Source organism: Protofrankia sp. Cas3 (assembly GCF_963555955.1).
Taxonomy (GTDB): domain Bacteria; phylum Actinomycetota; class Actinomycetes; order Frankiales; family Frankiaceae; genus Protofrankia.
In genome coordinates, this window is sequence record NZ_CAUVXP010000044.1 from 1 (window position 1) to 25,219 (window position 25,219).

Below are 25,219 nucleotides of genomic sequence, written 5' to 3' on the forward strand. Positions count from 1 at the left end.
AAGAACATGAACGGCCGGCTGACCGGGACGGCGGTCCGGTAGCGACGTGACCTGATGCGACGGCCTCACGCCGTCCCGGGCGGCTCCGGCTTCCTCCCGACGGCGACCAGTGCGAAGCGGGGCAGGACGCACCGCCATTCCGACGGGCCCAACCGCTCGACGACGCATTCACCGACATGGTCTCCCATGCCGTCGCCCATGCCGTTTCCAATGCCGTCGAACCGGAATATCCGGCGTGCGAGTTCGAACGCCACCATCGAGGCGCCCTCGTGCCCATGGGCCGCCACCAGCTTGTCCAGCCCGTACATCTGCACCAGGTAGCGGCCCAGCGCGGCCCGCGCCGCCCGTTTCGAGGTCCCGGTCACCACGATCGGGTCGAACATCCAGTTCGTCGTCACCGTGCAGAAACCGGAGCGCACGAGACACTCCCGCATCTGGTCAGCGGTGAAGTGCGCGTAGCGGTGACCGGTCACGGACTGTTTGTCCACGACATCCAGGAACCAGGTCGCCACGGGCGACCCTTCGGCAAAGTCGTGCAGCACGAACCTGCCCCCGGGCCGCAGTACCCGCCACGCCTCGTCGGCCACATCCTGTCTCTCCGGCTCCGGCACGTGGTGGCTTCCGTATGCGAGGAGCGCACCGTCGACGCTTCCCGAACGGAACACCTGTCGCTGAGCGCGCTGCCAGACCGCCGGAACACCCGCCGCCCACGCACGAGCGACCATGAACGAGGCCGCGTCACAGGTCACGACCGTCGCGTCGGGCATATCGGGACGCAGGCAGACCCGGTGGAGCAGCCCATCGCCGCCCAGCAGGTCCAGAACGACCGGCCGATCGCCGCCTGTGGGGCCGACCACCAGGGCCATGAGGTGCCGGATACCGATGATCCGCGCCTCCGGGTGCGCCTGCTGGGCGTCGACGTAACTTTCGCCTCGGCCGCCATTCTCCGCGGAACCGAAGTCGTCACGCTCCCCGTCAGTCGCTAAGGCGAGGGCGCGTTCCTCGTCGATCAGCGCGTACACGTGCGGCCAGGTCTCCCGTAACGCCCGGAGCTGGGATCGCTGGTCCCCCGTGACAATCCGAGGCAGGGTATGCCCCGTCATGCCCTGCCTCGGGACCGCGCAGGCGGGTCGGTGTACTCCGCGGGCCGATTCCCCCGTGACGGCCCCATGCCCCGTCATGCCCGGCCTCCCTGCGCGGGGGCGCCGAGGCGGTGGTAGCCGTTGGCGGCTCGGGCCTCGGACAGCGGCAGGCCGCCCGCCCGCACCGCGGCGAGTACCCGGCCCTCCAGATCATCGATCCGGCGGATCTCGGTGGCGAGGGTGTCGACCATCTCGGCCGGGACAACGACGATTCCCGATTCATCCGCACACACCCAGTCTCCTGGAGTGACGGAGGTACCCCGTATGGTGATCGGCTCCTGCATAGCGGCCAGCCTGACCCGGCCGCGCCCGGATTTGACGCACGTGGCCGCCGCCCAGATCGAGTAGCCGATCTCGGCGCTGCCCGCGACGTCACGGCAGGCTCCATCGATCACCGTGCCCGCGACGCCGCGCGCATGGGCAACTGTGGTGACCAGGTCGCCCCACACCGAGCACCAGTCGCGGCCCGCGTTGTCGATCACGACGACGGCCCCGGCGGGCACGTCGTCGACGAAGTCGCCGATGGTGCCCGGCGAATCCGCGGACACGGCCTCGTAGCGCAGGGTGAAAGCGGGCCCCACGACGAGTCCGCTTCCGGTCAGCCGACGCAGACCGGTCACCGCGCCGTCACGATGGAGGGCGTCCATCGCGTCGGCGATCGTCGAACAGGTAACGGTGTCGTTCAGGCTCCGCAGCAGGGAGCCGCTGACGTCATCGGGTGAATTCGGGTCTGGCACCTCGTCTACATCCACGGTTCGGACAGTGCTTCGTCGCGGCCGTCCGGGACAAGATTCCGGCGCCAAACTCAGGGCACTGGGCAGGATTGCGGCGACCGGGGGCCGGCGGCGGCATCGCGTGTCGTGGATACCCATCCGTTACTTCAGTGTCATCTGACCTTAGCTCCGGCCTCGACACGGATGTCCGACCGGGACGGTTCCCGTAACGTCTGCGTCGTTGCCACGGTGATCGTCACCGTCGGCCGTCCGACTCCGACAGCGGAGGGAATCCGGGTGACTCGACGACGCCGAATCGCGTACCTCTGTCTCACGGTTCCACACGACGACCTTCCCGATGTGGAGGCCGCGTTCGCCCGGCACGACACGGATGTGGAGATCGTCAAACTCGCCGATGCAGATTATACCGACTGGAGCGGCATCGACCTGCTGAGCCTACGCATGCTGCGCTATTTCCACCTGGAGCCGGACCTGATCCCGCGTATCGACGCGCTCTGCGCGCGGGTGAGGGCGAACGCTCCCGGCGGCCTTCCGGTGGTCAACCCGCCCGGACTCGTGGCCAGGGGGTTGGACAAGTTCGACTATCTTCCCAGACTCGCCGACGCCGGGGTCCCTGTTGTGCCGACCGAGTGGGTGCCTCGGGGAACGGCGGCCACCCTCCACGCCATCCTGGACCGGACCGGGTGGCGGCGCGCCGTGGTCAAGCCGACGCTGTCGGCTCGTGGCTGGAACGCTTTCCGGGTAACCCGGGTCGAAATCCCGGTTGATGACCCCGACCCCACCGCCGACCATCCACACCTCACGCTGCCCGATCATCCCGACGCGGTGGCCGGGAGTAGCGCCGAGCGTCGGTTCGCCGAGCTGACCGCGATGACGAGAGTGAGCGTGCAGCCCTTCGTCGATGAGATCACCACTCGCGGCGAGACGTCCTTCGTCTTCATCGGCGGGAGGTACAGCCATGCGATCGCTAAGTCGGTTGCCGAGAACGGCTGGATCGCGCACGAGTCCTTCGGCGGCGTCAACAAGCGTGTCGAGGCCATACCCGCACACATCGCCTGGGCCGAGGAGCTGCATAGCTTGCTGTGCTCATGGTTCGAGCAGCTGCGGTACGCACGGATCGATACCCTGCCCGCCCCGGACGGCGCCCTGCAGTTGCTGGAATGCGAATTGGTGGCCCCCCGTCTGTTCCTGCGTGAGGGCGGTGCGTTGGATCGCTATGCCCGCAGCATGCTCGGGGCCGCCGCAACAGCCTGAGCCGCAACAAGCATGACCTGAGGAGAGCAGCACATGGACAGCCTTTCGCGCCCGGCGACGATGGAAGAGACGCGCACCGAGGTGGTGGTGGTAGGCGCGGGCATGGTTGGACTGCTCGCCGCACTGGGACTGGCGAAACGCGGGATGGACGTGACGGTCATCGACGACGTGGTCAACCAAAAACCCAGCTACAAGGTGGGCGAGTCGTTCCTGGTCTCCACTGGAGTTCCTCGTATAATCGGCGAGCTCGACGAGTTCCTCAACGACGAGTGTTTCGTCAAGCTGGGCGTCTGGTTTACCTATGGCGTCCAAGGTCAGCGGGAGTTCCGACCCAAGTCGGAGTGGGTCGTCGCCGCCATGTCGGAGTTCACGCTGCGGGAGATGCCCAACGACTTCCGTGACCACTACTTATATAAGAGCGCGAAAAACAAGCTCGCGTTTCGTGCTCTGGTGGTCGACCAGCAGATCTGCCGGCCCGACACGGAAGACCTCCTGCGTAAGTCCGTGTACAGCAGACACAACATCCGCTTCCTCGACGCCGCCCGGGTGACCGGCGTCGAGATCGCGCAGACCGACACCGACGCGCATCTGGTGACCTGGACCGACCACTCCGCGAAGACACAGGGCAGTGTCCACGCCCGCTGGGTCATCGACTGCTCCGGACGAACCAGGATGTTGGCGAGCAAGCTGGGCCACCGCGCCGAATCACGGGTGCTCAACGACGGCTTCCAGACCACGGCTCTGTGGGGGCAGTTCGCCGGCATCACTGACGAGATGTTCGAACCGGTGTGGCGGTACACCACCGAGGACGGCACCTCCACCCGCAGAGACCTGTACACCCTGCACCTGTGGGGCGACGGCCACTGGATCTGGGTGATCCGGCTCTCGGGAGGCCGGGTGAGCGTCGGCATCACCTACGACCAGAAAAAGCTGCCGAAGAACGGTGATCCCAAGGATCGGTTCTTCGCGGCACTGGCCGAATACCCCGTCTTCAACGGAGTGCTCGGCCGGGAGAACCTGCTCGAGTTCCGTATGTACCGCAACGTGCAGCACGTGACGGACACCTTCGTCCACTCCAGGCGGTACGCGATGCTCGGCGACGCGTCATCGATCATCGATGCCTACTACAGCCAGGGACTGGGCCAGTCCTTCCAGACCATGTGGCATGTCTCGAACATCATCGAGAAGGACCTCCGGCGCGCCTGCCTCGACACCGGCTACATCGACCGGGTCAACAAGGCCACCTTTGAGGATTGGCTGACCATCAGGAGCTTCGTCCAGGAGAAGTACAGCGGCGCCATTGCCGACCCACGCTTCTTCCTGCTGTCGCACATGCTCGACTGGGCGGTCATCTGGTCGACCGGGACCGCCCGGTACCGCTGGACGAACTGGCTGGCGGCGACCGGCGGTGACACGTCCAAGGAGGACGAGACCAGCAGGAAGCACCGGGAGTTCTGCGAGGCCCGCCTGTTCTATTCGAGGGGACAGCTGGGGCACTGGATGTCGGAACAGGCGTTCCGTCGTCGAGTGGAACGTTTTCAGGCCAAGCTCGGCGAGCGGGCCCGGTGGCGGCTCGAGCACGGCATCACGGGCCCCAGCGTGTTCTGCCAGCTGTCGCTAACCCGTTGCCTGCCGCGTGGTACATGGCGGCTGCTCGGCAAGCCGAGCTCGGCGCAGGTGGAGATCTCTGGGCCGGACTTCGTCGCCCCGAGGAAGCTCCGCAAGCCGTGGGCGCGCTCGTGGGTCAACGCGCTGCCGCTGACCGCGTCGCAGCGGTTCTCGCTCGTGCTGAACCTGCGCGCTCCCCTGCTCGCGACGCTGTTTCTCACCTGCTACGCGCTGGACGCGGCCGACACTGCGCGGCTGAAGGCGCTGCACCGGCTCGGTGGCGGGCGTCGGCAGGCACGAACGGAGTCATGACGTCGAAAACCGGGGCTGATCGAGGTCGGAAACTACGTCACGGCTCCATTCGCGGTCCGTCCGTTTAGATTTCCGCCTGACCTCCTGGCAGGAGTAGTGATGGCCTACGCGTCCGGTCCCGTGGCCACGCTGTCGTCGCAGGTGCTTCTCGTCTTCCTGCTCCAGATCGCAGTCCTGCTCGGGCTGGCCCATCTCCTGGGCCGGGCGGCAATGCGGCTCGGAATGCCCGCCGTGGCAGGTGAACTGGTCACCGGTGTGCTGCTCGGGCCGTCCCTGCTCGGCACGCTAGCGCCCGGTTTCGCCGGCTGGCTGCTGCCTGCGCGCGCTGATCAGTTCCATCTCCTCGACGCCGTCGGTCAGCTCGGCGTGATTCTGCTGGTTGGTTTAACCGGGATGGAGATGGACATCCGGCTGGTGTGCCGCCGCAGGCTGACCGTCGCCCGAGTCGGCCTCACCGGGCTGCTGATTCCAGTGGGCCTCGGTGTCGCAGGGGGGCTGCTGCTGCCGGACTCGTTCGTCGCCGATGGCGCCAATCGGCCGGTGTTCGCGATGTTTCTTGGTGTCGCGCTGGGTGTCAGCGCGATTCCGGTCGCCGCGAAGATCCTTATCGACATGCACCTGTTGGACCGTAACGTCGGCCAGCTCACCCTGGCCGCGGCCGCGGTCGACGACGCGGTCGGATGGTCGATGCTTTCGGTGGTGTCGGCGATGGCGACCACAGGCGTGCATGGCGGTGACATCGCCGTGCCGGTCGTGAGCGTGCTGGGCACCGTGCTGGTCGCCCTGGTGGCCGGCCGGCCGGTGGTCCGGGCCGCACTTCGGTTCGCCGGGGCGGCGCGGGACGGCAGCGGCTGCATCCCGGTTGTCACGGTGCTGATCCTTGCCGCGGCTGCGGCGACGGATGCGTTGAAACTTGAGGCGATCTTCGGCGCCTTCATCGCCGGCATCGTTGTCGGGTCCAGTCGGGACTTCATCCCCGACCGGGTCGCGCCGCTGCGGAGGGTGGTGCTCACCGTACTGGCCCCGATCTTCTTCGCCACTGCCGGGCTACGGGTCGACCTCGGCATGCTCACTGATCTGTCGGTCCTCGCCGCCGGACTGGTGGTGCTGCTGCTCGCCGTCGCGGGCAAGTTCGGCGGCGTCTACCTCGGCGCGCGGGCCAGCCGGCTCGGCCACTGGGAGGCGCTGGCGCTCGGCGCAGGGCTCAACGCCCGAGGGGTGATCGGCCTGGTGGTCGCCGCGGTGGGGCTTCGCCTCGGGGTGTTGGACACGGCGGTCTACACGGTGGTGGTCCTGGTGGCGCTTGTCACCACCGTAATGACTCCGCCGATCCTGCGGATCACGATGCGACGGGTCGAGCAGACCGCCGACCAGACCCTGTGTCGGCAGCTGGGCCCCGCTGCCGACACAGGGGTGCACATTCCGGGGCCGGACGTTGGAAGCCGTCGCCAGGAAGTGTGAGCGGGTCTCAGCGCAGGACGGACAGGGGGAGCAGGCGGTTGGCGCCTGGGTTGCGACTGCGGTCGTTCTTGCTGTGGTCGTTGTCGACGGCGGGCAGGCTCGCGGGGTTCACCGCGGCCAGTGCGGCCTCGCCGTGGCCGAGGACGCATTCGGGGTCGGGGCCGTCCAGTGGCAGGCCGGTGAAGAACTTCGCCGCCATGCAGCCACCCTGGCACGCGTCGTAGTGCCCGCAGGATGCGCACGCCCCGGCGCTGCCCGGTTCCCGTAGCTCGGTGAACAGCTCCGACCCCCGCCACACCGCCGCGAACCCGCCAGCGTCCAGCACGCTGCCGGCGCGGAAGTGCTCGTGCAGGGCGAACGGGCAGGCGTAGACGTCCCCGACCGGGTCGATCAGACAGACGACCCGCCCGGCGCCGCACAGGTTCAACCCGGGCAGGGACTGGCCGTAGGCCGCCAGGTGGAAGAACGAGTCGCCGGTCAGCACGTTCGGCCGGGCCAGCAGCCAGGAATGCAGGTCGCGCTGTTGGATGGCGGTCGGGTGCAGCTCGGCCCAGGAGTCCCGACCCCGACCGGACGGGCGTAGTCGGGTGATCCGCAGTTCGGCGCCGTAGTCCCGTGCCAGCGATTCGAACGAGTCGAGCTGGCTCGCATTGTGCCTGGTCACGACCACGGACAGCTTGAACGCGCCGAATCCGGCGGCGGCGAGGTGATCCATGGCCGCGCGGGCCCGATCATAGGAGCCGGTACCGCGGACCGGGTCGTTGGTCATCGCGTCCGCGCCATCCAGGGAGATCTGGACGTCGACGTAATCCAGTGAGGCGAGCCGCCGCGCCTTCTCCGACGTGATCATCCCGCCGTTGGTGGAGAACTTGACCCCGACACCATGGTCGACGCAGTACTCCAGCACCTCGAAGAAGTCGGGCCGGGTCATCGGCTCGCCCCCACCGACGTTGACGTAGAAGACCTGCATGTCGGCAAGCTGGTCGACGACCGAGCGCAGCTGGTCGGTGGTCAGCTCGCGGGGGTCGCGCCGACCGGAGGACGACAGGCAGTGGACGCACGCCAGGTTGCAGGCATACGTCCACTCCCAGGTCAGGCAGATCGGCGCGTCGAGGCCACGGCGCAGCTCGTCCTGCAACGACCGGCTCGCTACCGCCGCTGGTGCCTGCCCGGCCAGCTCAGTGACGCTCACGGATGAACCCCGTTTCCACCAGGCGGGCCAGTGCCCGCTCCACCGCCGGCCGTTTCGCTGTGGGTACCACGCCGAGTGCGGCATCCGCGGAGGGCTGGTCCGCGAGTGCCCGCACCACGGCGAGCAGATCGAGATCCTTCAACAGGGACAGCCGTCGGGTGTCATAGGAGTAGGCGAGCGCGCCGAACCGCTCCGGGCGCAGCGCGACCTTCGGATGCAGCTCGTAGGCGCGGTCGCGGTCAAAGGCGCCGGTCGCGACCGGCGCGGCGGCGTGCGGGGGTGAGGGCATCAGTGCTTGCGTCGCCGTCTTCGACTGTGTCCGCTTGATGTCGGTGGCTGGTTGATCAGTAGACGCCGCACATGCCGTCGATGGACACGTCCTCAACCAGGAGATCCTCAAGCACCGGCTCGATTGTCGGCACCTCGGCTGCGGCGATGGGACGGTCGCTGTCGACGTCGACGGAATCCATACGGTTCCTCCTGTGCGTCATACGGACGGAAACACGAACTGTGACGGTAGCCGGCTGCCCGGGCCCGCGCCTGCCCCGCTACCCGACTGCTTCTCGGTTCAGTGTGAACCGGACCTGCGGGTCCTGTCGCGTGGTCGGGTGCTGCTGGGCGGATCGCCGCTACGGCTGCTCACCCTGAGTCGCGCTGGCGCGGCCGTGTTCGATGCGCTCGCGGCCGGTGCCACGGTGACGGCGGCCGGCGCCGGCGCGGGTATGCTCGCCCGCCGGCTGGTGGACGCCGGGCACGCCGATCCCGTGCCACCGACCGCGGGTCGGCCGGGCGTGCCTGGTCGGGATGACGTCACCCTTGTCATCCCGGTCCGCGACCGGGCGGCGGAGCTCTCGCGGTTGCTCGCCGCCGTCACCGGGACCTGCCGGGAGGTCATCGTCGTGGACGACGGCTCCACCGACGCAACCGGCGCGGTCGCGCGGCGGGCCGGTGTCCGCGTCATCCGGCATGACTCGCCGCTGGGGCCCGCGTCCGCCCGCATGGCCGGGGCGCGAGCCGCGGCAACCCCGCTGGTCGCCTTTGTCGACTCCGACGTGCTGCCCGGCCCGGACTGGCTCACCAGGCTGCTCCCGCAGCTGGCCGACCCGATGGTCGCGCTGGTCGCCCCGCGGGTCGCCTCAGCGCCACACCGGGCACTGCGCGCCCGGTACGAGATGTCCCGGTCGCCGCTGGACCTGGGCCTGCGGCCCGGTCCGGTCCGCGCGGGCAGCCGTATCTCCTACCTGCCGGCCGCGGCGCTGCTGATCCGCCGGGAGCTGGCCGACTTCGACCCGGCGATGCGCTACGGCGAGGACGTCGACCTGGTGTGGCGGCTGACCGCGGCCGGCTGGTCGGTGCGTTACGAACCGGCCGCGGTGGTGCTCCACCAGCCCCGGTCGTCCTGGCGGGGCTGGGTCAGGCAGCGGGTCGGCTACGGATCGTCCGCGGCAGCGCTCGCGTTGCGCCATCCCGAGCCGTTGCGGCCAGTGCGGGGCGCTGCGGCCGGTGTCGCGGCGGGTGTCGTCGTCGCGACCGGGTCCGCTGCCGCGGTTGCCGCGGTCGCCGCCACTGCCGGGGTCGGCGCGGTGGTCAGCGCCTGGCGCCTGCGCCGGACGTTCACCCGCCTGCGCACGCCCGTGCCGCGGGCCGGGCTCCACGCGGCGGTCCTGGTCGCCCGGGGCCGGCAGCATGCAGGCTGGGCTGCCGCGGACACCGCGCGGCGCGTGTGGCTGCCGCTGCTGGCCTTCGGTGCGGGTCGGCCCGGCCGTCGTGTCCTGCTGGTCGCGGCGACCATACCGACCGCGTGGGACTGGTGGCGAGAACGTCCGGATGTCGGGCTCGTCCCCTACGTCGCGTTGCGGATGGCGGACGACGCGGCCTACTGCGCCGGGGTCTGGTGGGGTTGTCTGCACGCCCGCACCACGCTCCCGCTGCGCCCTGCCGTCCCGCTGCGTCCGATCTTCGGATCGGGTGCGTCCGGGTGAACGGGCCGGCATGCTCAGGCGATATGGCCAATGTATTAGTCGATGTCCGCCCGCCCGCGGCGGTTGTCACGCTGAACCGTCCCCAGGTCCGTAACGCGATCACTCCTGAACTGATCGGCGAGCTGCGAGCCGCGATCGTCGACCTCGACGCCCGGGACGATGTGCGGGCGATCGTCCTCACCGGTGCCGACCCGGCCTTCTGCGCCGGCCTGGACCTCGTCGCGGTGGGCCAGGGCAGGTTCAGCGAGGCTGCGAACTGGGACGAAATACCCTTCGATCAGGTGCTGGCGACCACCAGGCCGTTGATCGGAGCGATCAACGGGGCGGCCGTGACCGGTGGCCTGGAATGGGCGCTGTGCTGCGACTTCCGTATCGCCTCGGAGCGCGCGCGGTTCGCCGACACCCACGCGCGGGTCGGCGTGATGCCGGGCGGCGGGATGACCTGGCGGCTACCCCAGGCGGTCGGCTTCGCCTGGGCACGTCAGATGTCGTTCACGGGCAACTACGTGGATGCGGCGCAGGCGCTGCGGATCGGTCTGGTCAACGAGGTGGTGGCACACGAGACTCTGCTGGCGCGGGCTCTGGAGATCGCCGCGAACATCGCCACCATCCCCGCGGGGGATCTCGCTGACATCCGGGCCATGTATCGCCAGTCGGAGTTCGGCACCGTCACCGACGCGATCGCGAACGAGAAGGATGTCGCACGTCGGCGTTCGTTGGATGCCGGCGAGGTGGCCCGACGGCGCAGCGCGGTGATCGAGCGCGGCCGAGGCCAGGTCGGGTAGCGCGGGTCGGGCGCTACACGGGCCATAGCGTGGCGTCGGCTTGCCGACCTTGGTTGTCTCCAGGGGTACGGTGGCGACACGCGGATATCCTCAGTGATGTGACCTACCTCGACCACGCGGCGACCACGCCGATGCGTCCTGAGGCCGTGGCTGCTTATACCGCGGCGCTCGCTGAGGCCGGGAACGCGTCGTCGCTGCACGCCAGCGGCCGTCGTGCGCGCAGAGTAGTTGAAGAGTCGCGCGAGGCGCTCGCCGCGGCGCTGCGCGCCCGTCCGTCCGAGGTCGTCTTCACCGCTGGGGGGACCGAAAGCGACAACCTGGCCATCAAAGGTCTGTACTGGGCGCGGCGGGCGGCCGCGCCGCGCCGGCACCGGGTACTGGTCAGCGCGATCGAGCACCGGGCCATCCTCGACGCCGTGTTCTGGCTGGCCGAGGCGCAGGACGCCCAGGTCGAGCTGTTGCCCGTGGACGCCACCGGGATGGTGCACCCCGACGTCCTCGCCGCGGCGATCGCCCGTGATCCCGACAGCGTCGCGCTGGTCAGCGTCATGTGGGCGAACAACGAGGTAGGCACGGTGTCGCCGATCGCGGAGCTTGCAGCGGTTGCGCACGGCTACGGGATCGCGTTCCACACCGACGCAGTCCAGGCGGTCGGGTCGATCCCGGTGTCGTTCGAGGACAGCGGTGCGGACGCGCTGACGGTCAGCGCCCACAAGCTCGGCGGCCCGATCGGCATGGGCGCGCTGCTGGTGCGCCGGGGTCTGGCCCTGGCACCGTTGACCCACGGCGGTGGGCAGGAACGCGATGTACGGTCGGGAACACTCGACACGCCGGGAGTCGCGGCGTTCGCCGCGGCCGCGACCTCGGCGGTCAGTGAACGGCCCGTCGAAGCGGAGCGCCTCGCAGTCCTGCGTGACGATCTGGTCGCACGGGTGCTCGCCGCGGTACCGGACGCGGTGGTGAACGGAGCGCCCCCGGGTCCGGGGCTCCTCCCCGGGATCGCTCATCTGACCTTTCCCGGCTGCGAGGGCGACTCACTGTTGCTGCTGCTCGACGCGCACGGGATCGAGTGCTCGACCGGTTCGGCCTGCTCGGCCGGGGTCGCCCGACCGTCACACGTTCTGCTGGCCATGGGCGTGGACGAGGCCGGCGCCCGCGGTTCGCTGCGCTTCTCCCTGGGACGCACCTCCGAGCGTGCCGATGTGGACGCCCTGGTGCGGGTGATCATGCCGGTGGTGGGTAGGGCGCGCCGCGCCGGAGCGCTGTCCGGCCTGTCCGGACGATCCGGGGGGTGAGTGGGATGCGGGTACTCGCGGCCATGTCCGGCGGGGTCGACTCGGCGGTCGCGGCCGCCCGTGCGGTCGACGCCGGCCACGACGTCACGGGCGTGCACCTGGCGCTGGCGAAATCCCCGGAATCACACCGGACCGGCGCCCGTGGCTGTTGCACCGTCGAGGACGCCCGCGACGCCCGCCGCGCCGCCGACGTCCTGCGCATCCCCTTCTACGTGTGGGACCTGGCCGACCGGTTCGAACAGGACGTCATCGACGAGTTCGTGACCGCCTACGAGGCCGGTCGGACGCCGAACCCGTGTGTGCGGTGCAACGAGCGGATCAAATTCGCGGCGGTTCTGGACCGGGCGTTGGCGCTGGGTTTTGACGCGGTGGTCACCGGGCATCACGCCCAGCTGTCCGGCGCGGTGCTGCGCCGCTCGGTGGATCCGGACAAGGACCAGTCCTACGTACTGGGGACGCTGCGCCCCGAGCAGCTCGCGCATGCGATCTTCCCGTTGGGGGACACGACGAAGACCGAGGTCCGGGCCGAGGCCGCTCGACGCGGTCTCGCGGTTGCGGACAAGCCCGACAGCCACGACATCTGCTTCATTGCCGACGGTGACACCGGCCGGTGGCTGCGTGAACGGCTGGGATCGCGGCCAGGGCCGGTGGTGGACGCCGTCACCGGCGAGACCGTGGGGGAGCACGACGGGGCGTTCGCCTTCACCATCGGGCAGCGTCGGGGTCTGCGCCTGGGCCGGCCCGCGCCCGACGGCAAGCCGCGGTACGTCCTCGACATCGCGCCCGTCACCGCCACGGTGACGGTCGGCCCGGCCGAGGCACTCGACGTCCACAGCCTCGTCGCAGACCCGGTGGTCTGGCCGTACGAGGGTCCGGTGGTGTGCACGGCCCAGGTCCGCGCACACGGGCGGGCGGTCCCGGCCACGGCGCAGGCCGTCGGGGACGAGCTGCACGTGCGGTTGGACGAACCGGTCCGCGGTACCGCGCCCGGCCAGGCCGTCGTCCTCTACGACGGTGATCGGGTCCTGGGCGGGGGTCATATCCGCCGGTTGGGTGCTGGCGAGTCCGGTTCCGGCCCGCGCGGTGCCGGCCGGCCTGGTTTCTGATCCTTCGCATCCGGGAAGTTTCGATCATGATTTGGATGACCACATGACGATGACCATGACCTCATGACACAGTCAGCTGCTACCCCCGTCAGCACCCGGCTGTGGGAGCCCGGGGCGGCGACCGGGGTCGGGTCGTTGCCGGGGACGGACCCGGTCGAGGCATGCCGGCTGGTCTTCGACGAGCTTGGCGACCTGCCGCACCTGCCTGAGCTGCCGGACCGCGGCGCCGGCGCCGACATGATCGGGCGTGCCGCGGGTCTGCTCGCGGACATGCCGGTCGACCTGCAGCCGTCCGGGTGGCGGTTGGTGCCGCGTCCCGGCATCGACCTGCGTCGCACCCGTGATCTGATGGCTCGCGACCTCGACGCGCTCGGCGAGGTCGCCGCCGGCTACACCGGACCGTTCAAGGTTGCCGTCACCGGCCCCTGGACGCTCGCCGCCACCGTCGAGTTGCAGCGGGGGCACAAGGCCCTCAAGGACGCCGGGGCCGCCCGGGACATCGCCGAGGCCCTCGCGGAGGGCATCGCCCGCCACCTCGGGCAGATCGCGAGCGTCCTGCCCGGTGCCCGCCTGATCGTCCAGCTCGACGAGCCGGGTCTGCCGGCGGTGCTCGCCGGTCAGGTCCGTACGCCCAGCGGATTCGGGGCGCTGCCGGCGGTCGAGGAGGGTGTTGCCACCGAGCGGCTGCGCAACCTGCTCGCCGGTGTCCTGCTCGCCGGCGTCGCGGTGCCGGCCGGGGTGCACTGCTGCACGGCATCACCCCCGGTCGGCCTGGTGCGTCAGGCCGGTGCTGCCTTCGTGAGCGTGGACGCGACCCTGCTCACCCCCGCCGATGACGACATGATCGGCGAGGCGGTCGAGGCGGGGGTCGCGCTGATGCTCGGCGTGGTGCCGGCGCGGGACACCGAACTGTCCGACGTCGGCCGTACCGTCGAGCCGGTCCGGTCGATGTGGCGCCGGCTGGGGTTCTCGTCCGAGCAGCTTCGGGAGGTGGTCGCGGTGACGCCGACCTGCGGTCTCGCGGGTGCGACACCCGCCTACGCACGGGTGGCGCTGCGACGCTGCCGAGAGGCGGGGCGGGCGCTGGCCGACGATTCGACATGAGTGCGCCCGCTGCGCCGAGTCCGGACGCGACCGGGACGGCCCCCGGCCCGGATCCCGGCCCGGATCCCGGCCCGGATCCCGGCCCGGATCCCGATCCGGTTGTCGATGACGTCGGCTCGCTTGTCGAGGAGCTGCCCGCACAGGTACGGGTGCGCGCCGCGGAGCTGGCCCTCGAGCTGGACGAGCACGCCTACCGCTACTACGTGCTGGACTCACCGACCGTCTCCGATGCTGAATACGACCAGCTCATGGGTGAGCTGGCGGAGATCGAGACCCGGTACCCGCAGCTGCGCACCCCGGACTCGCCGACCCAGAAGGTCGCCGGCTCCTTCACGACGCTGTTCACGCCGGTCGAGCATCTGGAACGGATGCTCTCGCTGGACAACGTCTTCACCGATGCCGAGCTTGAGGCCTGGGCACTGCGGGCGACCCGGGACACCGACGTCGAGGCCTGGCTGTGCGAGCTGAAGATCGACGGGCTGGCGGTCGACCTGGTCTATGAGGACGGCTGTCTGGTCCGGGCGGCCACCCGCGGCGACGGGCGGGTCGGCGAGGACGTCACCCCGAACATCCGCACCCTCTCGGCGGTGCCGACCCGCCTGCGTGGGCCGGGTATCCCGGTGCTGCTGGAGGTCCGGGGCGAGGTTTTCTTCCCCACGGCGGCGTTCGCCGAGCTCAACGCCACCCTGGTCGCGGCGGGCGAGAAGCCGTTCGCCAATCCGCGCAACGCCGCCGCCGGCTCGCTGCGGCAGAAGGATCCCCGGGTCACGGCCAGGCGTCCGTTGTCCATGACCGTCCACGGGCTCGGTACCCACCAGGGTCTTGACGTCGAGGCACAGTCCGCGGCATACAGCCGGCTGGCCGAACTCGGCCTGCCCGTCTCCCATCACCACGAGGTGGTGGGCAGTGTCGCCGAGGTCGAGGCGTTCGTCCGTCGGTGGGGGGAGCACCGTCACGACGTCGAGCACGAGATCGACGGAGTGGTGGTGAAGGTCGACGCGTTCGGGTTGCAACGCCGGCTCGGCGCCACCTCGAAGTCGCCACGCTGGGCAGTGGCCTACAAGTATCCGCCGGAGGAGGTGACCACCAAGCTGCTCGACATCGAGGTCAACGTGGGCCGTACGGGCCGGGTCACCCCGTTCGGCCGCCTCGAGCCGGTCAAGGTCGCGGGCTCGACGGTCGGGCTCGCCACCCTGCACAACGCCGACCAGGTCGAGCGCAAAGGGGTGCTGATCGGCGACACCGTCGTGGTCCGCAAGGCCGGCGATGTGATCCCGGAGATCGTCGGTCCGGTTGCCGACCTTCGGGACGGTTCCGAACGCGCCTTTGTCATGCCCACCCGTTGCCCGGAGTGCGACACCGAACTGGTGCGACCCACCGACGAGGTCGACATCCGCTGCCCGAACGCGGTGTCCTGCCCCGCGCAGCTACGAGAGTCGATCTTTCATTTCGCCTCCCGGGGCGCGTTGGACATCGACGGGCTCGGTTATGAGACCGCGATCGCCCTGCTGGATGCCGGCCGCGTGCACGACGTGGGCGATGTCTTCCACCTGAGCCCCGAGTCGTTCGACGGACTGCGCGGATTCGGCCAGAAGAAGATCGATCAGATTCTGCGTGGGGTGGAGCAGGCTCGGGGTCAACCGCTCTGGCGGCTGCTGGTCGGCCTGTCCATCCGCCATGTCGGGCCGAGCGCGGCGCGGGCGCTGGCACGGGAGATGCAGTCGGTGGACGCGCTCGCCGCCGCATCCACCGAAACTCTCGCTGCCGTCGACGGTGTCGGCCCGACCATCGCCGCGGCCGTGGCGGACTGGTTCGCTGATCCCCGCCACCGCGAGATCCTCGAACGGATCCGCTCCGGTGGGGCGCGCCTGGCCGACGTCGGCGCGGACGACGGGCCGGGTCCGCTGCGCGGTGTCACCGTTGTGATCACGGGGACTCTCACCGACTGGAGCCGCGACTCCGCCGCCGAGGCGGTCCAGGCACGCGGTGGCAAGGTCACCGGCTCGGTGAGCAAGAAGACGACCTTTGTCGTCGTCGGTGCCGACCCCGGGGCCGGCAAGTACGACAAGGCGCGGGCACTGAAACTCCCGATCCTCGACGAGGCCGGGTTCACCGTGCTGCTCGACGCCGGGCCGCAGGCCGCCGGCGCGCACGCCCGTCCCGCCCAACCGGCCGACGACGATCCGGGCGGGTGATCGCCAGCTGGTGACGCCGACTCGGCTCGTCAACCCGTTCCCTGCGCGGCGAGCGAGACATCCCTGTTGTGCGCGATCGTCGCGGCGATGCCGGCGAGATGCGCGAGACGCAGCACCTCCGACGCCCGGAACGCCGGGCCGCCCGGCCGTCCGATCAGAACCGCCCGGTCCGGACCTCCCACCGGCGCGACCGCCAGCTCCATGTCGAGCGCGGTCCAGCGCGGAGGCAGCCAGCCCGCGTGGCGGTCCAGCCGCTGCGCGCGGTCCAGCGGCAGCCACAACAGCGTGGATCGCACCCGCTCCGGGACTGCGAGGTCGCCGCCACCGAGATCCGGGGCGCCCACGGAGGTCTCCACAACCCGCAGATCGTCGGGCCCGACCCGCTCCAGCAGCACGGCCCAGTCGGCATGGAACACCGCCCCGACGAACTCGGTCATGACGGCCAGCGCCTCGTCGGGCCGGGAGGTCATGGCTTCGACGAGGTCCAGGTCATGTTGAATGCCGGCACCGCCGGACAGGTACGGGCGCAGGGATTCCACGCTCACCCCGGGCACGGACTGCACGGCGGTCAGGACGGTGTCGACGAGCCCGTACGGCGGGAGCGCGACGACGAGGTCGTCCACGGCGCCGTTCGGGCCGCGTTCGACGACGTCCAGGCTGACGATGTCGATGGCAGCCTGGCCCAGCGCGGTCGCGACCGCGCCCAGGGCGCCGGGGCGGTCCGGCAGGACGAGGCGAAGCAGATACGACATGTGGCCAAGAATGCAGTTTGGAGGTGTCGGTGCTGTAGCGCAAAAATCACAGGCAGGTATCGTTGCTGGTCACCGTCCTGGCGTCGATCGTTGCTGTGAGCAGGGCCGCTGCCCGTTCAGCTGGGGCCGAGAACGGCGCCGATCCGCTTGCGCACCTCGGTCTCGCCCAGCGCACCCGCGACCAAGTGGAGGGCAGGGCTGCGGGTGGAGCCGGTGAGCAGCACGCGGACCACCTGGGACGCCTCCCGGATTGATCCGACGTAGGAGCCGGGGTCGCTCTTGTACTCCTTGACGCTTGCCGCGAAGTCGTTGTCCCTGGCCGTCACGCGGATCTGGTCGAACCAGCCGTCCGAGTCGGAAAGGTCCTGGTAGACACGCAGCAGATCCGCGCACAGCCGCCGCACCACATCGGGTGCGAGGCCGCCGAACCTGCTGTCCCCGGGATCGGCCACCGGCTCGAACAGGGCGGTGAAGAAGTAGCCGTAGATCGACCGGAAATCCGACCACTTGCGCAGGTCCTTGCGCGGGTTGTCCACGCCTGTCCGCTCGATGTCCAGTGCCCGCACGGCGAGGTCCTGCTCGGCGCGGACAGCATGCGCCAGTTCGGTGTCGTGGGTGTCCGCCCACGTCAGCACCTCGTCCAGGACATCCCGGCTCGGCAGAGTCGCGACGTAGTCCGCCGCGATGTCCTCCAGTTTCACCAGATCCACCAGCGCGCCGGACACGCCGCACTCGGCCAGACCCAGTGGGGCGGTCAGCGCTTCGGTCAGCGCCATCTCCGCCAACCGCCCGTTGATCAGCCCGCGGAGGTAATAGAGCACACTCGGCGCCGGGTAGCCCGCTTTGATATAAAATTCGACGGACGCCTCGGGATCCTTGCGCTTGGACAGTTTCCGCTTTCCCGAGCCGTCCACCTTCAGTAGCGGTGCGATGTGCGCGTACGGAATGCGCTCGAAACCCGCCGCGTCGAACAGTTGCAGGTGCACCGGGACCGAGGACAGCCACTCGTCGCCTCGAATCACATGAGTGACCCGCATCAGATGGTCGTCCACGACGTGCGCGAAATGATACGTCGGCAACCGCAGCAGGCTGTCGGAACTCTTCAGAATGACGATGTCGTTGCGGTTCGCGTCCGCCTCCAGGCGGCCGCGCACCAGGTCGGTGAAGGTGATCCTGCCCGGCTCGCCCGGCGACCGGAACCGCACGACGTAAGGCTGTCCGGCGGCCAGCCGCTCGCGTACCTGTTCGTCGGCGGCATCGCGCCAGGTCGCCCAGCGGCCGTAGTAGCCGGTGGGCACCTTCTTGGCGCGCTGTTCCTCGGTGGCCGTACCCAGCTCCTCCTTCGTGGCGAAGCACAGATATGCCTTGCCTGCGCGGAGAAACTCGCGTATGTAGGTCAGGTAGATCCGGGCCCGGTCCGACTGCGTGTAGGGGCCGTAGGCGCCGGTCTGGTCGGACTCGTCCGAACTGACGCCAAAGTAGCCGAAGGCCGCGTCGAACTGTGCGGTCGCGCCCTCCACAGTTCGCGCCTGATCAGTGTCCTCGATCCGGATGAAGTAGGCGCCGCCGGACTGCCGTGCGAGGTCCTTGTCCAGGATCGCCACATAGACCCCGCCAAGGTGGGCGAAGCCCGTTGGGCTCGGGCAGAAACGGGTGACCATCGCGCCCGGCGTCAGGTTCCTCGGCGGGTACCGTTCCTCCCAGTGCTCCGGGCCGGGTAGGTCGGCCGGATACAGCGCGTCAATCTCATCGCGGTCAAGCATTGCAGTGGGTACCTCCACGGGCGCTGGACAGTTCTGAAACCGCGGTGATCACCGTCGCCAGGCGGTCCCGTGGTGGGCACTACCCGCAGGCCCGTCTGCGATGCTAGCGGGCACCGGGTCCCCCCCGGTGGAGGGCGTGTCAGGCATGCGGCGCGGTTTCTCCAAGGTGGTGGGGGTCGCCAGGCCAGGGGGTGCCCCTGCGCGCCGGCCCGTACGATGACCACAGCGTCATCCGCGAGTCGGCAGGCACGGGACTCGGCGGTCAGCAGACACAGACGTGGCCGCAAGGTCACCGGGAAGTCAGAGGGTCGTAACCGGTATGGCGATTACCAGGGACGAGGTCGCCCATCTTGCCCGCCTGTCGCGGCTGGCCTTGTCCGACGAGGAGCTCGACACGCTCGCCCCTCAGCTCGACGTGATCATCGGTGCGGTCGCCCGGGTCGCGGAGGTAGCGGCGGGTGACATCCCGCCGACGACCCATGCCGTCCCGCTGACGAACGTGTTCCGGGCTGACATCACCCGCACGTCGCTGTCGCAGGCTGACGCGCTCGCCGGCGCGCCCGCCGTCGAAGGCGGCCGTTTCCGGGTGCCGCGCATCCTCGACCTGGACGAGTGAGGGTACCTCCCGTGACCGACGTCATCCGTTTCTCCGCCGCCCGAACCGCCGCCGCGATCGCCGCGGGTGAGCTCAGCGCCCTGGAGGCGACCCAGGCCGCGCTCGACCGGATCGCGAAGGTCGACGATCGGATCAACGCGTTCCTGCACGTCGACGTCGACGGTGCCGTTGCCGCGGCTCGCGACGTCGACCGGCGCCGGGCCGCGGGGGAGCGCCTGGGACCGCTCGCGGGCGTCCCGCTGGCGCTCAAGGACGTACTCACTGCCCGCGGCATGCCGACGACCTGTGGTAGTCGAATGCTCGAGGGTTGGAAGCCGCCGTACGACGCGACAGTGGTGTCGAAGTTGCGGGCCGCCGGCGTGGTGATCATCGGCAAGGTCAACATGGACGAGTTCGCGATGGGGTCGTCCACGGAGAACTCCGCCTACGGGCCGACCCGCAACCCGTGGGACACCGATCGCATCCCCGGCGGCAGCAGCGGTGGCAGCGCAGCCGCCGTGGCCGCCTTCGAGACGCCGATCTCGATCGGGACCGACACCGGCGGCTCGATTCGCCAGCCCGCGGCCGTGTGCGGGCTGGTCGGGGTCAAGCCGACCTACGGCGGGGTGAGCCGCTACGGCCTCGTCGCGTTCTCGAGCTCGCTGGACCAGGCCGGGCCGCTGGCCCGCACGGTGACCGACGCGGCTCTGCTACATGCCGCCATCGCCGGTCACGACCCGCTGGACACGACCAGCATCGAGTTGCCGGTACCCGGCGTGGTGGCCGCCGCCGCCAGCCGTGATCTGCGCGGCGTGCGGATCGGCGTAGTCCGGGAACTGTCCGGGGACGGCTACGACATCGGGGTGCGGGCGCGCTTCTCCGACGCTCTTGAGGTGCTGGTCGGTCTGGGTGCCGAGGTCGTCGAGGTCAGCTGCCCGCACTTCACCTACGCGCTGCCCGCCTACTATCTGATCGCGCCGAGCGAGTGCTCGTCCAACCTGGCCCGCTTCGACGCGATGCGGTTCGGCCTGCGGATCGGTGACGACGGCGAGGCCGGAGCCGAGGAGGTCATGACCCGCACCCGCGGTGCCGGCTTCGGGGCCGAGGTCAAGCGGCGGATCATCCTGGGGACCTACGCATTGTCGTCGGGTTACTACGACGCCTACTACGGTCAGGCGCAGAAGGTCCGAACGCTGATCAGCCAGGACTTTGCCGCGGCCTACGAACGGGTCGACGTGCTGGTCTCACCCACCACGCCCACCGTCGCGTTCCGGCTGGGTGAGAAGATCGACGATCCGGTGGCGATGTACCTGTCCGACCTGTGCACGATCCCGTCGAACCTGGCCGGCGGGCCGGCGATGAGCCTGCCGATCGGCCTGGCCGACGGGCTTCCGGTCGGTTTTCAGATCATGGCGCCGACCTTCGCGGATGACCGGCTCTACCAGGTCGGCGGCGCGTTGGAGGCAGCTCTCGACGCCGCCCGCGGCCATCCCTTCCTCGACGACGCCCCGGCCCTGTAGGGGCCGGAAGGCGCGACGGCGGCCCGTTCCCCGTCCGGGCGGCCCCGGCGAGACTCGGAGGGACACTGGGCCTGATGAGTTGTGAGATGTGCGGAACGAGGGGAGACGTTGATGGTTGCGCTACGTAGCAGGCGGGCGGATCGGGCGCCGCTGGTGGCGGTCTGGGTACTGGGCCTGGCCGTGCTCGGGGTGGGCATCGCGGCGGTCTCGCCGATTTTGATCATCTGGGGCGTGCTCGGCGTCGCCGGATCCGCCTTCGCCACCAGGATCCACCTGCGTGACACCGGCCTCCACCGGCCGCGCGAGGACACCGAGACCTCGACCCCGACCGAGACCTTGACCCCGACCGAGACCTCGACCCCGGCCTCGACCCCGACCCAGGTCGGCTCGTCCGGTCCATCAGATTCATCGAGCGTGTCAGATTCGCCAGGCTCGTCAGGTCGGGCGGACCCGGTTGAACAGGAGCACCTGCGTTGACATCCCCGGCCAGCGTGGCGGTCACGACCCCCACCTTCGACGACGCCGTCGCCCGCTACGAGCCGGTGATCGGGCTGGAGACACACGTCGAGCTCGGCACCGCCTCGAAGATGTTCTGCGGCTGCTCCACGGTGTTCGGCGCGGAGCCCAACACCCAGGTGTGCCCGACCTGCCTGGGGCTGCCCGGATCGCTGCCGGTGGTCAACGAGGCCGCCGTGCGGTTCGCCATGATGATCGGCCTTGCGCTGAACTGCTCGATCTCGTCCTGGTGCCGATTCGCGCGTAAGAACTACTTCTACCCGGACATGCCGAAGAACTTCCAGATCAGCCAGTACGACGAGCCGCTGTGTGAGAACGGCTGGCTCGACGTGGAGGTTGACGGGAAGATCCATCGGGTCGGCATCACCCGCGTCCACATGGAGGAGGACACCGGCAAGTCCCTGCATGTCGGTGGGGCCACCGGGCGCATCCACGGGGCCACGCACTCGCTGGTCGACTACAACCGGGCCGGGATCCCGCTCGTCGAGATCGTCACTGAGCCGGACGTCCGCTCACCGGAGGTCGCCCGCGCCTACGTCGACGAGCTGCGTGAGCTGTGCCGGGCGCTCACCGTCTCCGACGTCCGCATGGAACAGGGTTCGCTGCGTTGCGACGCCAACGTCTCGTTGCGGCGGCGTCCGGCGCCCGGCGAGCCGGTGGCACCCTACGGCACCCGCTCGGAGACCAAGAATCTCAACTCGTTGCGGTCGGTGGAGCGGGCCGTCCGGTACGAGATCGTCCGGCAGGCGGGTCGCCTGGACGCGGGCCTTCGGATCGTCCAGGAGACCAGGCACTTCGACGAGGCGTCCGGTACGACGTCGACCGGCCGATCCAAGGAGGAGGCGACCGACTACCGGTACTTCCCCGAGCCCGACCTGACACCGCTGGCGCTGACCCACGAGTACGTCGACGCGGTCCGGGCGACCATTCCGGAGCTGCCGGCGCAGCGGCGCGCCCGCCTTGCCGTCGACCACGGCATCTCGCCTAGCGACATCGTGAAGATGCGTAATGCGGGTGTTCTCGACCTGGTCGAGGAGACCATCTCGGCGGGCGCGCCGGCCGAGGCGGCCCGCAAGTGGTGGCTGAACGAGCTCGCGCGCCGGGCCGCCGACGCGGGCGTACCACCGACGGGCCTCGCGATCGGGCCGATGGATGTCGCCCGCATCGCGGAGCTGGTCGCGGCGGGTGAGCTCACCGACGCCCTCGCCCGTAAGGTCATCGACGGCGTTCTCGCCGGCGAGGGCGCACCGGACGAGGTGGTGGCCAGCCGCGGCCTGAAGCTGGTGTCGGACGACGGTGCACTTTCGCAGGCGGTGGACGCGGCCATCGCCGCCCAGCCCGCCATCGCGGACAAGGTCCGGGGCGGCAAGCTGAACGCGGTCGGCCCGCTGGTCGGCGCCGTCATGAAGGCCATGAAGGGTCAGGCCGATGCGAACGCCACCCGCACGCTCCTGCTGGAGCGCCTGAAGGAGTAGGTGGAATCTGTCGATCTGGTGACATTTCCCACCTACGCCTGGCGACCATCGGTGTTGGTCATAGGTGGAAATGGTTACCAGGGCGGCGATTTTCACCTACCGCTCGAACGGTACGCGACGGTAATGCCACATTTTTGTGACAGCCCTCGGCGTGTCGTGGGGCTGGAGGTGCGTGGCCGTCCGTAGACTTGGCCGCGCCCCCGGAGGAGGACCGGAGCAGGACGCTGGTGATCCCTCCGGATGCACGATCATGTTTTAGCGCGCCGGAGGCCTCGTGGTCGCCAAGGATCATGGCGCGCCCGGTCACCGTTTCCGGGAGGAGTGCGCGCCAAGGTGCCTCTCACCCCCAGTGGGTTCACCGCCTCGACCTCGCGGCGAGGCGGGCGAAGCCGGACCCGAATGCTCGTCGTGGTGGTGGTCGTCTTTGTGCTGGTGGCCGCGGCCGCTGTCGGGTACGTCCTGAAAACCCGCGCCGATGCGCGTGCCGCGGACCGGGCGGCGACGACCGCCGCGCAGGCCTATCTTTCCGGCTGGCAGAGCCTGGGTTCACCGGGCGACGCGGGCGGCGACGCCAGCGCTGTCGCAGCCGCGCAGGAGCGGGGTAAGGCCGGCGTGACGGCCGTGAGCGTGCCGGGGACGATGGCGGTCGACCAGCTCGTGGCGACGATGGTCGACGTCCGCACCAAGCTGAACGTGACCGGAGCCCGATTCGTTGCCGGAGCCCTGACGCGCCGCGACTCGAACGCGACGGTCGGCTATTCTGCGTCGCTCACCCTTGCAGGCTTTGGCGAGCCGTTCGCCTACGACGGTGTGCTCCGTCTCGTGCAGCAGGGCAAGGCGTGGAAGGTGCAGGCGCGTCCCGACTCGGTCAACCCGGCCCTGGCGCCCGGTCTACGGCTGGACCGCACCTCCTCCACGGGCAAGCGGGGACAGCTGCTCGACGCCAACGGGCAGCCGCTCGGTGCTGACGCGGAGCTTGCCGGCAACCTGATCGGTCAGGTCGCCCCGTCGTCCGGGCTGCAGCGCGTCTATGACGCCGACCTCGCACCGCAGGGCGGCAGGGTAGTCGTCCGCAACGATCGGAACGAGACTGTCAGCACGCTTCGGACATACCCAGTTACCGATGGCAAGGATGTGCAGACCACGCTCGACCTGAACGTGCAGCGGGCCGGCGAGGCGGCGATGGCGACCGCCGTTAAGCCCAATGGGGCGCTGGTCGCGGTCGACACCCGGACGGGCGGGGTCCTGGCACTGGTCAACCATCCGCTGAACGGATACAGCCGGGCGGTGATCGGCAGATATCCGCCGGGTTCCACCTTCAAGATTGTCACCGCGACCGCGGCGTTGATCGCAGGCAAGGACGCGAACACGTCGCTGGACTGTACACAGACGGTGGCCATCGGCGGGCGTACGTTCCAGAACGCCGAGTCCGAGCAGTTCGGTCCGATCCCGCTGCGGGCGGCGTTCGCGCGTAGCTGCAACACCGCGTTCATCCGTCTGGAACAGTCGCTGCCGGACTCCGCGCTGGAGCAGGCCGCGAAACTGTACGGCTTCGACGGCAGCCAGCCGCTGCCGATCGCAAGCGTCGGCGGCTCCTTCCCGACGCCCAAGGATGCGGTCGAGTCGGCGTCCGCGGCGATCGGGCAGGGCAAGGTGTCCGCGAGCCCGCTGCAGATGGCGAGCGTCGCGGCGGCCGTCGCCAGTGGGACCTGGCGCCAGCCGTTCGTGGCCGGCACCGCGCCCAGGAGCAATGCGTTGCCGCCGGCGGTGGTCGCGCCGCTGCAGGATTTCATGCGCGCGGTGGTCACCGAGGGCACCGCGAACGGGGTGGCCTTCCCCGGCGAGGTGCACGGCAAGACCGGCACGGCCGAGTACAAGGACGGCAACCCGCCGCCGACGCACGGATGGTTCGTGGGCTACCGCGGCACCGTGGCCTTCGCGGTCGTCGTCGAAGACGGCGGCTTCGGAGCGCAGTCGGCGGCGCCGGTCGCGGCCCGTTTCCTCGCGGGCCTCGCCGCCCCCTGACGCCGCAGCCCGACGCCGCCCCCTGACGCCGCAGCCCCGTCGGCCGGTCACAGCGTGCCCGCTGACCGGCCAGCGGGTCAGCGGGGCCCCGGTCAGCCGCGACCAGGGCGATCTTTCTAGGTTTGTGCGATCAACAAGGCTGTTTCCGGCGTACAAACCTCGAAAGATCGTCGGTGGTCGGTGGTCGGTGGTCGGTGGTCGGTGGCCGGTCGGTGGCCGGTCGGGGGAGGCGGGCGAGCGCGATCGTCCGGGCTGCGGTGTTGCGCCGCGGTTGCGACAAGGACCTTGACGGCGGCGCGGATGTCGGGGAAGGTAAGTGCATGGTCCCCGGCATCCTCGTACGTGTAGAGCGCGCGTAGGCGAAGCAAGACTCCGCGCGCCGCCCCTCAGTGCCTCCTGGCAC

At 69.8% G+C, this 25,219-nt stretch carries 22 protein-coding genes; 15 read left to right on the forward strand and 7 right to left on the reverse strand.

Annotated features, from left to right (window positions below):
* Window positions 1–65: 65 nt before the first annotated feature.
* Together U9983_RS10760 and U9983_RS10765 are read right to left on the reverse strand one after the other, a co-directional pair.
* Window positions 66–1,181 carry a class I SAM-dependent methyltransferase gene (locus U9983_RS10760; protein WP_322753871.1) on the reverse strand — a complete coding sequence of 372 codons (1,116 nt, stop codon included), beginning with the start codon at window positions 1,179–1,181 and terminating at the stop codon, window positions 66–68.
* Window positions 1,178–1,894, reverse strand: a complete 717-nt coding sequence (locus tag U9983_RS10765) for an RraA family protein (RefSeq protein ID WP_322753872.1) — start codon at window positions 1,892–1,894, stop codon at window positions 1,178–1,180. Before U9983_RS10765 ends, U9983_RS10760 begins: the two co-directional genes overlap by 4 nt.
* A gap of 165 nt (window positions 1,895–2,059) precedes the next feature.
* Here U9983_RS10765 and U9983_RS10770 point away from each other — a divergent pair, with 165 nt between their 5' ends.
* From U9983_RS10770 to U9983_RS10780, 3 genes are all read left to right on the forward strand, one after another.
* Window positions 2,060–3,130, forward strand: a complete 1,071-nt coding sequence (locus tag U9983_RS10770; RefSeq protein ID WP_322753873.1) for a hypothetical protein — start codon at window positions 2,060–2,062, stop codon at window positions 3,128–3,130.
* A gap of 33 nt (window positions 3,131–3,163) precedes the next feature.
* Window positions 3,164–5,050: an NAD(P)/FAD-dependent oxidoreductase gene (locus U9983_RS10775; protein ID WP_322753874.1), complete on the forward strand. Its 1,887-nt coding sequence runs from the start codon at window positions 3,164–3,166 to the stop codon at window positions 5,048–5,050.
* 99 nt (window positions 5,051–5,149) lie between these two features.
* Window positions 5,150–6,511, forward strand: a complete 1,362-nt coding sequence (locus U9983_RS10780) for a cation:proton antiporter (protein ID WP_322753875.1) — start codon at window positions 5,150–5,152, stop codon at window positions 6,509–6,511.
* Between the two features lie 7 nt (window positions 6,512–6,518).
* Here U9983_RS10780 and mftC read toward each other — a convergent pair whose 3' ends face one another.
* Genes mftC through mftA form a run of 3 tightly spaced genes read right to left on the reverse strand, consistent with a single transcriptional unit; the run spans window position 6,519 to window position 8,173 of the window.
* Window positions 6,519–7,703 (reverse strand): mycofactocin radical SAM maturase, encoded by a 1,185-nt coding sequence (mftC, locus tag U9983_RS10785; protein WP_416211342.1) that lies wholly within the window; start codon window positions 7,701–7,703, stop codon window positions 6,519–6,521.
* Entirely contained in the window at window positions 7,690–7,992 is a 303-nt protein-coding gene (gene mftB / locus U9983_RS10790; protein ID WP_322753876.1) for a mycofactocin biosynthesis chaperone MftB, read from the reverse strand. The genes mftC and mftB overlap by 14 nt, the downstream gene beginning before the upstream one ends.
* A 55-nt stretch (window positions 7,993–8,047) precedes the next feature.
* Window positions 8,048–8,173, reverse strand: coding sequence for a mycofactocin precursor MftA (mftA, locus tag U9983_RS10795; protein ID WP_322753877.1), 126 nt, complete (start codon window positions 8,171–8,173; stop codon window positions 8,048–8,050).
* A 12-nt stretch (window positions 8,174–8,185) separates the two neighbouring features.
* Between mftA and mftF the strand changes: the two genes are divergently transcribed.
* From mftF to ligA, 6 genes are all read left to right on the forward strand, one after another.
* Window positions 8,186–9,685: a mycofactocin biosynthesis glycosyltransferase MftF gene (gene mftF, locus U9983_RS10800; RefSeq protein WP_322753878.1), complete on the forward strand. Its 1,500-nt coding sequence runs from the start codon at window positions 8,186–8,188 to the stop codon at window positions 9,683–9,685.
* 23 nt (window positions 9,686–9,708) lie between these two features.
* Window positions 9,709–10,470, forward strand: a complete 762-nt coding sequence (locus tag U9983_RS10805) for an enoyl-CoA hydratase (protein ID WP_322753879.1) — start codon at window positions 9,709–9,711, stop codon at window positions 10,468–10,470.
* Window positions 10,471–10,568: 98 nt separating this feature from the next.
* A complete protein-coding gene (locus U9983_RS10810) occupies window positions 10,569–11,765 on the forward strand; it encodes a cysteine desulfurase family protein (RefSeq protein WP_322753880.1) in 1,197 nt (398 codons plus the stop codon).
* A gap of 5 nt (window positions 11,766–11,770) precedes the next feature.
* Entirely contained in the window at window positions 11,771–12,871 is a 1,101-nt protein-coding gene (gene mnmA, locus U9983_RS10815; protein ID WP_322751506.1) for a tRNA 2-thiouridine(34) synthase MnmA, read from the forward strand.
* A gap of 63 nt (window positions 12,872–12,934) precedes the next feature.
* The gene (locus U9983_RS10820) at window positions 12,935–13,975 is read left to right on the forward strand and encodes a methionine synthase (RefSeq protein ID WP_322753881.1); all 1,041 of its coding nucleotides are present in this window, start codon (window positions 12,935–12,937) and stop codon (window positions 13,973–13,975) included.
* Complete coding sequence (gene ligA / locus U9983_RS10825) at window positions 13,972–16,170, forward strand: NAD-dependent DNA ligase LigA (protein WP_322753882.1); 2,199 nt, start codon at window positions 13,972–13,974, stop codon at window positions 16,168–16,170. The genes U9983_RS10820 and ligA overlap by 4 nt, the downstream gene beginning before the upstream one ends.
* Before the next feature lie 29 nt (window positions 16,171–16,199).
* Here ligA and U9983_RS10830 read toward each other — a convergent pair whose 3' ends face one another.
* Together U9983_RS10830 and U9983_RS10835 are read right to left on the reverse strand one after the other, a co-directional pair.
* The gene (locus tag U9983_RS10830) at window positions 16,200–16,922 is read right to left on the reverse strand and encodes an ACT domain-containing protein (protein WP_322753883.1); all 723 of its coding nucleotides are present in this window, start codon (window positions 16,920–16,922) and stop codon (window positions 16,200–16,202) included.
* A 116-nt stretch (window positions 16,923–17,038) separates the two neighbouring features.
* Window positions 17,039–18,685, reverse strand: coding sequence for a glutamate--tRNA ligase (locus U9983_RS10835; protein ID WP_322753884.1), 1,647 nt, complete (start codon window positions 18,683–18,685; stop codon window positions 17,039–17,041).
* Between the two features lie 319 nt (window positions 18,686–19,004).
* On the opposite strand from U9983_RS10835, the gene gatC reads away from it, so the two are divergent.
* The 6 genes from gatC to U9983_RS10865 all read left to right on the forward strand — a co-directional run bounded on the left by gatC (window position 19,005) and on the right by U9983_RS10865 (window position 25,175).
* The gene (gatC, locus tag U9983_RS10840) at window positions 19,005–19,301 is read left to right on the forward strand and encodes an Asp-tRNA(Asn)/Glu-tRNA(Gln) amidotransferase subunit GatC (protein WP_322752035.1); all 297 of its coding nucleotides are present in this window, start codon (window positions 19,005–19,007) and stop codon (window positions 19,299–19,301) included.
* Between the two features lie 11 nt (window positions 19,302–19,312).
* Complete coding sequence (gene gatA, locus U9983_RS10845) at window positions 19,313–20,800, forward strand: Asp-tRNA(Asn)/Glu-tRNA(Gln) amidotransferase subunit GatA (protein WP_322753885.1); 1,488 nt, start codon at window positions 19,313–19,315, stop codon at window positions 20,798–20,800.
* A gap of 111 nt (window positions 20,801–20,911) precedes the next feature.
* Window positions 20,912–21,277: a hypothetical protein gene (locus U9983_RS10850; protein ID WP_322753886.1), complete on the forward strand. Its 366-nt coding sequence runs from the start codon at window positions 20,912–20,914 to the stop codon at window positions 21,275–21,277.
* Window positions 21,278–21,291: 14 nt separating this feature from the next.
* The gene (gene gatB, locus U9983_RS10855; protein WP_322753896.1) at window positions 21,292–22,791 is read left to right on the forward strand and encodes an Asp-tRNA(Asn)/Glu-tRNA(Gln) amidotransferase subunit GatB; all 1,500 of its coding nucleotides are present in this window, start codon (window positions 21,292–21,294) and stop codon (window positions 22,789–22,791) included.
* Between the two features lie 333 nt (window positions 22,792–23,124).
* Window positions 23,125–24,816, forward strand: coding sequence for a penicillin-binding transpeptidase domain-containing protein (locus U9983_RS10860; protein ID WP_322753887.1), 1,692 nt, complete (start codon window positions 23,125–23,127; stop codon window positions 24,814–24,816).
* A 173-nt stretch (window positions 24,817–24,989) separates the two neighbouring features.
* Window positions 24,990–25,175: a hypothetical protein gene (locus tag U9983_RS10865; RefSeq protein ID WP_322753888.1), complete on the forward strand. Its 186-nt coding sequence runs from the start codon at window positions 24,990–24,992 to the stop codon at window positions 25,173–25,175.
* Window positions 25,176–25,219: the final 44 nt, after the last annotated feature.

Bases quoted from the DNA above. Each gene is read 5' to 3' on its own strand.
- U9983_RS10760 (WP_322753871.1), bottom strand. From the start codon at position 1,181: ATGACGGGGCATGGGGCCGTCACGGGGGAATCGGCCCGCGGAGTACAC.
- U9983_RS10770 (WP_322753873.1), top strand. From the start codon at position 2,060: ATGTCCGACCGGGACGGTTCCCGTAACGTCTGCGTCGTTGCCACGGTG.
- U9983_RS10775 (WP_322753874.1), top strand. From the start codon at position 3,164: ATGGACAGCCTTTCGCGCCCGGCGACGATGGAAGAGACGCGCACCGAG.
- U9983_RS10780 (WP_322753875.1), top strand. From the start codon at position 5,150: ATGGCCTACGCGTCCGGTCCCGTGGCCACGCTGTCGTCGCAGGTGCTT.
- mftB (WP_322753876.1), bottom strand. From the start codon at position 7,992: ATGCCCTCACCCCCGCACGCCGCCGCGCCGGTCGCGACCGGCGCCTTT.
- mftA (WP_322753877.1), bottom strand. From the start codon at position 8,173: ATGGATTCCGTCGACGTCGACAGCGACCGTCCCATCGCCGCAGCCGAG.
- U9983_RS10805 (WP_322753879.1), top strand. From the start codon at position 9,709: ATGGCCAATGTATTAGTCGATGTCCGCCCGCCCGCGGCGGTTGTCACG.
- mnmA (WP_322751506.1), top strand. From the start codon at position 11,771: ATGCGGGTACTCGCGGCCATGTCCGGCGGGGTCGACTCGGCGGTCGCG.
- U9983_RS10820 (WP_322753881.1), top strand. From the start codon at position 12,935: ATGACACAGTCAGCTGCTACCCCCGTCAGCACCCGGCTGTGGGAGCCC.
- ligA (WP_322753882.1), top strand. From the start codon at position 13,972: ATGAGTGCGCCCGCTGCGCCGAGTCCGGACGCGACCGGGACGGCCCCC.
- U9983_RS10830 (WP_322753883.1), bottom strand. From the start codon at position 16,922: ATGTCGTATCTGCTTCGCCTCGTCCTGCCGGACCGCCCCGGCGCCCTG.
- U9983_RS10835 (WP_322753884.1), bottom strand. From the start codon at position 18,685: ATGCTTGACCGCGATGAGATTGACGCGCTGTATCCGGCCGACCTACCC.
- gatC (WP_322752035.1), top strand. From the start codon at position 19,005: ATGGCGATTACCAGGGACGAGGTCGCCCATCTTGCCCGCCTGTCGCGG.
- U9983_RS10850 (WP_322753886.1), top strand. From the start codon at position 20,912: ATGGTTGCGCTACGTAGCAGGCGGGCGGATCGGGCGCCGCTGGTGGCG.